Below are 11596 nucleotides of genomic sequence, written 5' to 3' on the forward strand. Positions count from 1 at the left end.
TCCTCAGTTAATCAATTATTCCGCGTCTTCTGCAAACCAGGGTTCACGCGCTTTCAAAATCAGGGCCGCGGCACGTTCTTCGTCCATGCCATCAATTTCCATCAGCTCGTCTACAGATTGCTCGGCCAAATCTTCCATAGTTGGAATACCACGGCTGGCTAACTGTACCGCCAGAGCTTTGTCCATGCCTTCCATCGTCAACAAATCTTCGGCAGGCTGGGCACTCTCAATCGCTTCTTCTGTTGCCAGAGCCTGAGTTAACAAGGCATCTTTCGCACGAGCGCGGAGCTCTTCGGCAATATCTTCATCAAAGCCATCAATGTTCAGCATTTCTTCCAGAGGTACATAAGCCACCTCTTCCAAAGAAGTGAAACCCTCTTCAACCAAAACACCGGCAACATCTTCATCGACATCCAGAGCTTCCATAAAGAGCTCCATGTAGTTCCCGCTTTCAGCCTGCTGTTTCTCTTCCCACTCGGCAACGCTCATGACGTTGATTTCCCAGCCAGTGAGTTCAGATGCCAAACGAACATTCTGACCTGCGCGACCAATGGCCTGGGCCAGGTTATCGTCTTCAACCGCTACATCCATAGAAGAAGAATCCTCATCTACCACAATGGATTCAATTTCGGCCGGAGCCATAGCGTTAATAACAAACTGAGCCGGGTTGTCATCCCACAAGACGATATCGATGCGCTCATTACCCAGCTCATTCGATACTGCCTGGACTCGGGAGCCACGCATGCCAACGCAAGCACCGACAGGATCAATACGACCATCATTGGTAGACACTGCAATTTTTGCACGAGAACCAGGATCGCGAGCCGCGCCTTTCAGATCGATAACTTCTTCTGAAATTTCTGGCACTTCGATTTTGAACAACTCGATCAGCATACCCGGCGCCGAACGGCTGAGGTAGAGTTGCGGACCGCGAGCTTCAGGGCGCACATCCATCAGGAAAGCACGTACACGGTCACCCATACGGAAAACTTCTCGACCAACCAGCTGATCACGGGCCAACAAACCTTCAGCGTTATTGCCCAAATCAACAATGATGTTGTCACGGGTTACTTTTTTAACGGTTCCGCTAATCAGCTCACCCACTTTATCGCGGTACTCATCCACGATTTGAGCACGCTCCGCTTCACGAACCTTTTGAACAATGACCTGCTTGGCAGTCTGTGCGGCAATACGGCCGAAGTCGACGTTTTCGATTTGCTCTTCGTGTACATCGCCAATCTTCAACTCCGGATTTACTTCTGCCGCCTCTTCAGTGGTGAACTGAGTACCCAGAATCGCCAAAGTATCATCGTCAACCACTTCCCAACGACGGAAAGTCTCGTAATCACCCGTGCGACGATCAATCGCTACATAGATATCGGATTCTTCTTCGTAACGTTTTTTAGCCGCAGTCGCCAGAGCCAGTTCAATAGCTTCAAAAATGATTTCCCTGTCGACGCCTTTCTCATTGGAAACCGCATCAGCGACCAATAAAATTTCTTTACTCATAAGTGCCTCTTAATCCACCACTTAATTGCAATCCGCATTAGTTAATATCGAAACCGTTAAAAACTGGGCTCGACATTGGCTTTTTCAATCCACTCAATCGGCAGTACATACTCTTCGTTATCCACTACCAATAAAATCTCGTCGCCTTCTACGCCATTGAGCAGCCCCTGAAACTTGCGTCGGCCTTCAAAGGCTTGACGCAAACGCAGGCTGACCTTTTCACCAACGTACTGCTGAAACTGCTCTAAGGTATATAAAGGACGGTCCAAACCTGGAGAAGAAACTTCCAGGGTATATTCGCCAGTAATGGGATCTTCCACATCCATTACTGCGCTCACCTGACGGCTAACCTGTTCGCATTGCTCCAGGCCAACACCATCGGGAGACTCAATATAGAGTCTTAAGGTTGTGTGACGACCCTGTGACAAGTACTCCAGGCCCCACAGCTGGCAACCAAGGGATTCTACCACTGGCTGCAGCAGCTCCTCCAATTGCTGTTTAGATGCCATAAACCTTTTTCCTGGCGGCTATCACCGCCTAAAGACAGCTACAAAAAATGGGCCTAAAAGCCCATTTCCATCATTTGGCGCAAAATTCGCCAACGCTCAGATACGAAAAAGCCCCTAATAAGGGGCCTAACGAAGGCGTCCACACTACCAAATTGAGTAATGCTACGCGCTGAATTTGGTAGCGGGGGCTGGATTTGAACCAACGACCTTCGGGTTATGAGCCCGACGAGCTACCAAGCTGCTCCACCCCGCATCAACATGGTTTAAAGGGCTTGCCCTCAACCAAGGCCGCGAATTATAGGGAGACCCATGGGTAGCGTCAAGCCCTTTATGACAGTTTTGTCTTATTTCTCAATGCCTTGTCTATTATTAAGGCAAAGTGAAAAAAGGGCGCCCAATTCCGCCTAACGGCATATAGATGGTGCCGCACGGTCAAGCATTAAGCCAAAGTAACGATATCATTATATAGTTATCAGATTCATTCTTTTCCCCTGGTGTACAATTCCGGGGTTATTTGTCAGTTTGCGGATCCGAATTATGTTAAAACGTTGCTTATTGCCCCTTACTATTGGCTGTCTTGCTCTCAGCACTCCAAGTTTTGCCTTCAAGTTAATCGGCCCTAAATGGGAAGATGGCAATGTCAGCTTTGATACCTCATTCCCTGGCAATAACAACCCCAATGGCTTTAACTGGGGAACGGCAATGAGAGAAGCCGCCAATAAGTGGGGCAACCAAGTGGACGGTTTGAATCTGAGCTACAGTACAAATGGCGGCCATCCTTGCGCAGGCTATGTCGCCGCATTCCCTGAAGACAACCAAAATGCGAGCGGCTTTTATACCGACTCCTGCGGGGAAGCCTTTGGCACAGACGTTATCGCCGTAACCCTCTCCCGCAGCATAGGCTCGAGATATAGCGAATCTGACATTGTATTCAATAGCAATGAGTCCTGGAGCGTCTATGATGGCGGCACCCGCTCAACGCTGGATTTTCGCCGGGTAGCAGTACATGAATTCGGTCATTTAATTGGGCTTGACCATGAAGAGACCAACGCTGCAATTATGGCTCCTTTTATTGGCTCCATTTTTGATCCAACAAGCGATGATCTTACTGGCGCCCGAACCATCTATTCTCAGGCCACAGGCGGCGGTGGCAACACACCAGCCATTCGAGCCAGCCTGGAAGAACCTTCAGCTAGCCAGGCCGCCAACGGCGTCACCAATATACGCGGCTGGGCGGTTGGCCTTAACACGATTCAAAGAATTGCCCTTTATATAGATGGCAGTTACGTAAGTGACATCCCCTATGGAGGCGAACGTGCAGACGTGGGCCAAACATTCTCCAATTATCCCAATGCTTCGAAGTCAGGCTTTTCGATGATCTATAACTGGGGCAACCTGTCCACCGGGCAGCACACCATGGAAATTCGCGCCTTTGATAGCTCTGGCGGCGTCGAATCACAAAGCACCAACTTTACAGTACATGCCTTTGACAACGCCTTTATCAGCGATCCCAACCGAGTTGAAATTCTCAGCTCTGCTACGGTTACTGACCCCCGCACGATAACCCTCGACCAAGTCCGGGCAGACGGTAAAACCTACAAGGTTGTGTTGCGCTGGAACACAGCCACCCAGAAGTGGGATGTCGCGGAAATTAACTAATAATGCCCCTATCGAGCCGGCCAGGGCTATTTATCTGCCAATGATCAGTAGTTACTGGAACCGGCCTGAAATTTCGCTAAATTTGCTTGTGCTAATACAGAGTGACTCAAATTTCGCGAAATTGGCCCTCTAAATAGATACTTAAACATTAAAATTTGGCCTTTTAGTGAACTAACATACGCTTTTCGCCTTGGATAAGATTGCATTATCCGCATAGATGGCCAATAATCGACCATTGTGTTTTTTTGGGATTTTCAGACCCTGAAACTCCCGCAAAATCAGGCGCTTAGAAAGCAAAGTTTGCAAACTACGTCTATAATTGACTCAGGCTCAAATGGATAACGTGAGACCATGAAGAAATCAGCTAGAGTTTTGCTGGCAGGGGCACTTGGTGCCGCTATCGCTTTTCCTGTCCAGTCCTACGAATTAATCGGTCCTCGCTGGCGCGATAATGAAGTAACGATTAACTATATACCTATTGTTCCAGGCGCTCCCCTCCAAGGACTGACCATATGGAACGATGCCATGTCAGAGGCAATTGATTCCTGGGCACAAGGCTCATCTGGACTCAAGATTAACAAGGTGGCCGCTACAGCGGATCCATGCGCGGGCATTGCCAACGGTTCTGGTGGTTTTGTGGCCCCCCATGACGGCAACCTTTCCGGTGTATCTTTTGCTGGCACAGTATGCTCTACAGCATGGAATGCCGGCACCCTGGCAGTAAATGTGCAATTCTCAAGTGGCGGTTTTTATACCAACAGCGACATCCTGTTTAACTCAGGCGTTAACTGGGACGTGTACAGCGGTCCGATTAGAACCAACATCTACGACTTTAAGCGCGTCGCTGTGCATGAGCTAGGGCACTTGTTTGGTCTTGACCACGAAACCACCAATCTCTCCATCATGGCACCTTTTTACGATGATGCTATTAACATCAACGATGCCAATATGGAGCGTCCAACCCCCGATGATTTCGAAGGTATAAACGCTCTTTACTCAACGCCCAATTCCCCACTCGTCGTAAATCTTGAAGAGCCTGGCACCAACCAAATCTCATCCGGAGTTGGTAATGTTCGCGGTTGGGCGGTAGCTGCATCTGGGATCGCTGAAGTAGAAATCTATATCGATAACGACCTTCAGGGGAATAGCCCATACGGCAGTGCTCGCAGTGATGTTGGAGCTAACTACCCAAGCTACCCGAATGCAGGTAACTCAGGTTTCTCTATGACAGTTAACTGGTCTGAATTCGACGAAGGCCCTCACACTGTTATTGCGAGAGCAATCGATAAGCTAGGCAACATAGCTACTGATAGCGGCCTGGCAATCGTTAAGAAATTTGGCACCAATTTTATTTCTTCATCGAACCTTGTGAAGCTGGCTGGCTCTGTTAGTACCGCCGGAGATCAAGTGACCCTTGACGACGTTATGGTAGAAGGCAAGCCCTATCGGGTAATCCTGAAATGGAACACTGCCAGCCAACAGTTCGACGTCATCAATATTATCAAACTATTTTGAGAGCCAGGCTCCAGGACATTAAAGGTATAAGCAATGAACACTTTACGCAGCACTTTCGCAACCGCCGTACTGGCATGTGCCATGATCCTACCTGCGACTAATGCTTCTGCTAGCAGCGTAGCTCAAAAATCCATTAGCGAATTGGCCTCGACCTCCGACATGATTTTTGAGGGTCAGGTTGTTGGCATTCGGTCTGAAACCATTGGCAAAAAAGTGTTCACCTATGTGACCTTTGAAGTTGCCGATGTGGTTCGCGGCAAATATGCACAAAATACCGTCGAGTTGCGCTACCTGGGTGGTACCGCGAACGGCGTTACCATGCGAGTGGGCGACATGAAACTGCCTTCCTTTGGTGAGCGCGGCGTTTATTTTGTTGAAAAAATGGCAGGCAATACCGTGCACCCTCTGCGCGGCTGGGGCCAAGGGCACTTTATCGTCAAACCCGGCAGTGCTGGTGATAGCATGTATAACAGCCTTGGTCAGGCTATTACGTCAATTAGCACCGGCAAAACTGCGGACACCAGTAGCCCACTTAAAATCAATAACCATACCGCTGCCGGCGTATCAATGGATGCCGGTGCAAAACAGGTTATGGATCTGAATTCGTTTAAGGATGCTATTCGAGGCTTGAAATAATGAAAATTTGGCAAGCAGCGGCATTCACGCTCAGTGCCGCAATTGCCTCTACCGCTAGCGCCTATCAAGTCAGTGGCTCAAAGTGGGAAGATGGCAAATTTAGATTGTATGTAGGCATTCCGGCAACCGTCCCAACATTGGATCTAGATAATAATCCAATTACTTGGAATTTTATTATTCAGCAAGCTGTAGCCGCTTGGGACAATCCAGTACAGGGCCTTGAAATTACGGTAGTCGACCAAACCAGCAACCCTTGTGATGGCTATACGGGCACCGATGGTGTAACAATTGGTGGCCCGGTAGTTAACCCCAACGCTGGCAACCCGACTCGAGATGACACCACCGCAGTTCAAAATGGCATTGGCTTGGATGATGATGTTTGCGGCAGCGCATTTGGTAGCGATGTCTACGCAGTAACCCTACTGAGAAGTGTCTCCAATCAACCTGCCCTGTATCAGGAAGCGGATATTATTTTTAATAGCAACTTCCAGTATGACATTCACAATAACAGCTTCTCATCGTCTGCGACACCTGGCTCAGTTACGACACCGCTTGATGCAAGACGCCTAGCAATTAAGCAGCTCGGATTTGCTCTGGGTTTGATAGAAGAACCTAACATCCCTTCTATCATGCACCCCAATGCAGCGACTCGTTCCATAACAAACCCCACAACAGACGATCTGCAAGGGATGCGTATTCTGTATCCTAATCCCGTCGCCAGTACAGATCCGGATATTCGTCTTGCAGTGGAAGAGCCCAACAATAGCCAAATTAAAAGTGGCATTAGCAACATTCGTGGCTGGGCTATTGGTCTGAAAGATATTCGACTGGTGGAAGTTAGCCTTGATGGTGGAGCCTTCCAGCCGATTCCTTATGGAAGCGTACGCTCTGACGTGGCGAGCACCTTTAGCCAGTATCCTAAATCTGGCAACTCCGGCTTCTCCATGATCTTTAACTGGTCTTCGCTCAGCAACGGCCAGCATCAGATCTCGGTTCGAGCTCATGACATCGATGACAATGTCGTTACCGTCAATCGCAGCTTCACCGTTGCTCGCTTCAACGATAGTTTTATTGATAACGTAAACATTGCAGGCAGCAGCTCTATCAGTAACCAGAAAACTGTGACACTGAATAACGTCAATGCCGACAACGTTAACTACACCGTTAAATTAGAGTGGGACAACGCCGCTCAAAAATTTAATGTGGTCAGCACTCAGGCTGAGTAATGCTGCTCTCTGGCGAATAAGCACTCCTTATTCGCCAGTCTTCTATTTTCTTCTCGTCTATCAGCTAGTTTTCCAGATCATTCTTTAAGTCAACTAGACCCTTGTTTTGGGAAAGTGATTCGTACTTTAGCAACTCGGTAATGGCATCAATCTGCTCCTGTTTTGACAGGCCCAGAGTCGAAAAATTCTCCACTAATTTATCCACTACCCGCTGCAACTCAGTAACCGCCTCCTTGTTTCTTGGATGCTCCTGATAGGCTGCATCGAAATAAAACAATGCACCATTAATGTCGCCAAACTGCATCGCCTGGCGTCCTTCCTCCAGTTTTGCGAGAATACTTTGTTGCTGCGCGGCGGGTAACTCAGCAAATGGAATATCCGGCCCCGCTTCAGGTTGGAAGAAAGCCACATAAACCGCAAAGCCAGCTAACATTGCCACCATGGCAAAGCTCAGGCGCTTAACCAGAAGGCCTGCACCGGAAAACTTCCGCTGAAACGCAATAGCATCTTCAAATCGCCCACCGCGTTTAAATTGCAAAGCCGCACTAATCGCCTGCCACTGATAACTCTTCAGGTTTTTAAGCTTTTTAGCCGTAAGCTTTTCTTTTTCAGCTTCCAAAGCAGATCGACGCCCAAATGGGTGGCTCCCACTAAGCAACTCGTATGCAATCAAGCCTAATGCATAGACATCATCACTGGGATGTGGGTCTTCACCGCCAAACATCTCATGACTGGCATAGGTCGGTGTCAGGCCTACCAATTCATCGGGATCGGCTGTCTGTTCTTCGCCTTGGGCAAAAGCCCGTGCGATACCAAAATCAAGAATTTTTATTTCGCCGGCTTCGGTGACAAAAACATTTTCCGGCTTCAAATCAGAATGAATAATATTTCGCTGGTGGGCATAGGAAACACCATTGGCAATGTCGTTAATAAAGCGGATTTTTTCTTCCGCTTTGCCATTACCCTCTTGGATATAATCATCGAGCGTCTGCCCTTTTAACGACTCCATGGTCATATAGTAGATATCATCATCCCGGTCGAAGTCGTATACAGTGATGATATTCGGGTGCGCCAGAGTCTGGGACTTTTTGGTTTCCCTTTGAAGCGCGATGACGGCCTTGGAATTTTTTTGCAAAAGCCCTGTGATAACTTTAATAGCCACATAAGGGTTCGGGTCCCGGGCTTCCTCTTTTCGCAGGTCCCTCGCGTGAAACACAGCACCCATCCCGCCTTCGCCCAGCTTGCGCTCCAGCACAAAACGATCTTTGATCACATAGCCTTTCACCATCTTTGCCAATGGCGAGACTGAAGGCGCAGAACCATGCACGCCTGGCGCACGTGTGCCGTCGGACACAAGAGTCTGAGCAGAAGTACCAACCACGGTAGAATCATCACTCAAGACCGTTGCCTGCTGATCAGCGATCACTGTCGCTTCACTCTCTGGATTTGAAACCACCACAGTGGTTTCCTCAGTCCCAGATGGGCCTTCAGCTAAAATTGTCGTTTCATCACCGACAATACGTGTCTTTTCTTCAGCCTCACTATCGCTTTTGGAAAGCACAACCGTTTTATCATCAGGCTTTTCAACTATACGTGTTTTGTCAGAATCGCTGGAGACTACCGTCTCGTTTGTAATTTTTGTTTTATCGTCGCTCATATTGACATGATCTCTAATGTAAACGCTCTATTCTTGTGAGCAATTCAGGCCAGTATTCCAGCCAACAGCAGTTATGATCAACCCCTTCGAGCAATACTAACTCGCCCCCATGCTTTGCCACAAAAGACTTAATGATTTCCGGCTTGATGTTCTCGTCGTCGGCCCCAGCAATATGTAAGGCTGGTAACTTTCCAAGTCTTGCGTCACGAATAGGATTTAAAGACTGGAAAAGAGGTAGATAGCCAAAACTTTCCGTCCACGCCTTATGGTCCAAATTCCCCGCAAGCGTCACCACCTTCGAGATACCCTTCACCTGATCTGCTAATAGAACGGATAAGGCACCGCCTCCGCTGTAACCGATCAATTCTACACGTTCAATCTTTCGGCCCCGCTCAGTCTTTAAGAAGCCATTGAGGGCTTCGGACATAGAATTGAGCACCTCTCTGGAATATCGCCCATGAGTCCAAAGTGCAGCGCTACAAGCGGTCTCTATACCGTGATAGCACGGCCTTCCCAAATAGAGAGCAGGCAAAGGATCAAGATTCATCAATTGAAGCGCTATTGGCTTGCGGGGAGTTGGGTCCATATTGACATAACGCCCCCGGAACCAAGGACTTCCGTCGCCACTGATATACACCCTCAAGGTCTTGGATTCTATCCCAGGCTTAAACACCAACCAATGTCGATGATTTAACCCTTTCATCCAAAACGATTGCATCCCCTTTTGTTCAACGTACTCTGGGTACTTAAAGCTTTGATGGCTACACGCTGCCATAAGCATGATATGGACGATCAGAAGGCAGCGTTGATATCGTGACGCCGCCTTTAGATTTCTCATAAAACCCAAGAGAGGTTAACCACCTTTAGGCACAAAGAAGAAATCACCAATTTCATGCCCCGCACCTTTAATCGTTTTATAAACTGGCTCTTGCAGAAATTCGTACTTACTGGCCTCTTCTGTCACTTTTGATTTAATTCCCTGGAATAACTCAGGTGCAGCAAGGATACGTCTATTGTCTTTTAATTTGTCTAACAGCGCCGTTGCGAAAACAGAGTGACCATTATCGCCGTTATCAATTACAGGGCGATCGCCCCCCGAAGTTAACAATAAGCGAGAACGGCGTGGCAATTTGTATTTAATATATTCCTTGGTCTGCTGGGCGCTCTTTTGGTCGCCCGCAAAGAACAGGTAACCTGGTGAACTGGAAAGCAAGCCGGCATAACAGGAATCCGAGATAACAAATACACGACGGGCTTTGAGGCGAGCCAAATGGTTGGTCACAAACTCATTTGGTACCCAGCTACTGTCATCCGGCGGAGGATTGGCATTCACAGGCAACCAATAACCTGCCTCACGTTCGCCTGTGGAAATACGGTTTCCATGCCCGGCATAGTAAATCAGCAGATTATCATTTTCTTCGAGCTGTTCACTCAATGCATTTACTGCCTTCATCACACTCAATCGGTCACCATTGAGAAGAAGCTGGACTTCAAAACCGTACTGCTTATCTAGAATCTCAGCCAGCTCTTTAACGTCGTTACGCACTGTACTGAGGTCGTTCAACATTGCGTAATCTTGGTTTCCGATGATTAACGCGTAGTACTTACCGAAATTTAGATCATCCAGTTTGATCTCATCCGCAGAGCCGCTTTTCTCCATCTCTAATGTTGGCGCACTGTCGTATTGGCTGACAGCAACCGGTGTACGAAGAACCAGGCCCTCAAGCTTTGTTTTTGCCGCTTTTTGAGACTCCCTTAAACCTTTAACCAGTCCTTTTAGTAAACTTAGTTCAGATTTTTGCTGTGCGTTTAATGCCTGGGTATTCTTGAGTCCTTTATTTTTCTCTTCCAGGCTTTCAATTTGTTTTTCCAGCAGTTTGAGCTGTGCATCTTTCTCTGCCAGTTCAGTCTCCAGCTCTTTTCTCAATGCCGCTTGCTGCTCATTGGCAACAGACTGGAACATGACACTGTCTTCAGGCAAACCCCAAGCTTTCCGGTACCAGTTAAGCGCCACGACCTGATTCTTTTCTACCCCTAAACCCTGCTCATACATGGTGCCAAGATTAAACTGGCCTCTTTTATTGCCTTGTTCGGCAGCCTTGGTATACCACACCAGAGCCGCCTCATAGTTGGGCTCACCACCCAAGCCTTTTTCGAAGATTTCTCCAACATTGACCTGGGCCTCAGCATCACCTTGCTCGGCAGCCGGCATCCAGACCTTCAGAGCGGTCTTGTAATTTGCCCTGTCGTAAGCGGTGTATTCTCCGCCTCTAATATTGCAATCGGCGGCTGTCGTCTTTATGGGGCGCCTCGCGGTCATATACGTTGTACGCCCAAGTTTTCTTAGCTGGCCAGGTAACAGGCAATCAACCACATACAATCCGCTGATCTCGTCCTGAACGCTTGCGGGCTTGGCCAGGAGTTCGGTACTTGGAATTAACAAGCCACCAATAACCACGGCTATCAGTCTGCTTAGGGGCTTTTTCCATTCAATTGAGCAAGAAAGCATATTCAATACCTTTTGTGACACTGCACTTCTGACTTCTATATAAAGTAAGTGAACATCAATATGTGCGCCATTACGAGTGCTTACCAGTCTAATGGAGTGATATATAGCGATATACCACCAAAACTTAGTATGAATAATAAGTATGACAGGCATCAGCAAACAACAAAAACCGGTCCGTCGTGAAGTAATAAACGCAAGGATTTTTATAAGAGATTATTTCAAACGAGAAGCGAAGGAAGTATTTTCGCCAGGCAATAAAAAACCCCTGCTGGGTATCCAGCAGGGGTTTCGGAATAAAAGCTTGACGATGACCTACTCTCACATGGGGAATCCCCACACTACCATCGGCGCTGAGTCGTTTCACTTCTGAGTTCGG

9 protein-coding genes, 1 tRNA gene and 1 rRNA gene are annotated in these 11596 nt (G+C 48.0%); 4 read left to right on the top strand and 7 right to left on the bottom strand.

Features of this window, described 5'->3' with window-relative positions:
- Positions 1 to 15: 15 nt before the first annotated feature.
- The 3 genes from nusA to G8768_RS16255 form a co-directional block, all read right to left on the bottom strand.
- Positions 16 to 1509 carry a transcription termination factor NusA gene (gene nusA / locus G8768_RS16245; RefSeq protein WP_166843195.1) on the bottom strand — a complete coding sequence of 498 codons (1494 nt, stop codon included), beginning with the start codon at positions 1507 to 1509 and terminating at the stop codon, positions 16 to 18.
- A 56-nt stretch (positions 1510 to 1565) separates the two neighbouring features.
- Complete coding sequence (rimP, locus tag G8768_RS16250) at positions 1566 to 2018, bottom strand: ribosome maturation factor RimP (RefSeq protein WP_166843194.1); 453 nt, start codon at positions 2016 to 2018, stop codon at positions 1566 to 1568.
- Positions 2019 to 2194: 176 nt separating this feature from the next.
- A tRNA-Met gene (locus G8768_RS16255) sits at positions 2195 to 2271 on the bottom strand.
- A gap of 284 nt (positions 2272 to 2555) precedes the next feature.
- Between G8768_RS16255 and G8768_RS16260 the strand changes: the two genes are divergently transcribed.
- The 4 genes from G8768_RS16260 (at position 2556) to G8768_RS16275 (ending at position 7054) form a co-directional block, all read left to right on the top strand.
- The gene (locus G8768_RS16260) at positions 2556 to 3677 is read left to right on the top strand and encodes a matrixin family metalloprotease (protein ID WP_166843193.1); all 1122 of its coding nucleotides are present in this window, start codon (positions 2556 to 2558) and stop codon (positions 3675 to 3677) included.
- Between the two features lie 351 nt (positions 3678 to 4028).
- Positions 4029 to 5192 carry a matrixin family metalloprotease gene (locus tag G8768_RS16265; RefSeq protein WP_166843192.1) on the top strand — a complete coding sequence of 388 codons (1164 nt, stop codon included), beginning with the start codon at positions 4029 to 4031 and terminating at the stop codon, positions 5190 to 5192.
- Positions 5193 to 5225: 33 nt separating this feature from the next.
- Positions 5226 to 5828 (top strand): hypothetical protein, encoded by a 603-nt coding sequence (locus G8768_RS16270; RefSeq protein ID WP_166843191.1) that lies wholly within the window; start codon positions 5226 to 5228, stop codon positions 5826 to 5828.
- On the top strand, positions 5828 to 7054 hold the full coding sequence (locus G8768_RS16275; protein WP_166843190.1) for a hypothetical protein: 1227 nt from the start codon (positions 5828 to 5830) through the stop codon (positions 7052 to 7054). Before G8768_RS16270 ends, G8768_RS16275 begins: the two co-directional genes overlap by 1 nt.
- A 64-nt stretch (positions 7055 to 7118) precedes the next feature.
- Here G8768_RS16275 and G8768_RS16280 read toward each other — a convergent pair whose 3' ends face one another.
- The 4 genes from G8768_RS16280 to rrf all read right to left on the bottom strand — a co-directional run.
- The gene (locus G8768_RS16280; RefSeq protein WP_166843189.1) at positions 7119 to 8711 is read right to left on the bottom strand and encodes a serine/threonine protein kinase; all 1593 of its coding nucleotides are present in this window, start codon (positions 8709 to 8711) and stop codon (positions 7119 to 7121) included.
- Between the two features lie 13 nt (positions 8712 to 8724).
- Positions 8725 to 9138 carry an alpha/beta fold hydrolase gene (locus tag G8768_RS16285; protein WP_166843188.1) on the bottom strand — a complete coding sequence of 138 codons (414 nt, stop codon included), beginning with the start codon at positions 9136 to 9138 and terminating at the stop codon, positions 8725 to 8727.
- Between the two features lie 426 nt (positions 9139 to 9564).
- Positions 9565 to 11373: a caspase family protein gene (locus tag G8768_RS16290; RefSeq protein ID WP_243749594.1), complete on the bottom strand. Its 1809-nt coding sequence runs from the start codon at positions 11371 to 11373 to the stop codon at positions 9565 to 9567.
- Positions 11374 to 11519: 146 nt separating this feature from the next.
- Positions 11520 to 11596: ribosomal RNA gene (rrf, locus tag G8768_RS21385) — 5S ribosomal RNA — on the bottom strand; the annotation flags it as partial.

The organism is Pseudoteredinibacter isoporae, assembly GCF_011602085.1.
GTDB classification, from domain to species: domain Bacteria; phylum Pseudomonadota; class Gammaproteobacteria; order Pseudomonadales; family Cellvibrionaceae; genus Pseudoteredinibacter; species Pseudoteredinibacter isoporae.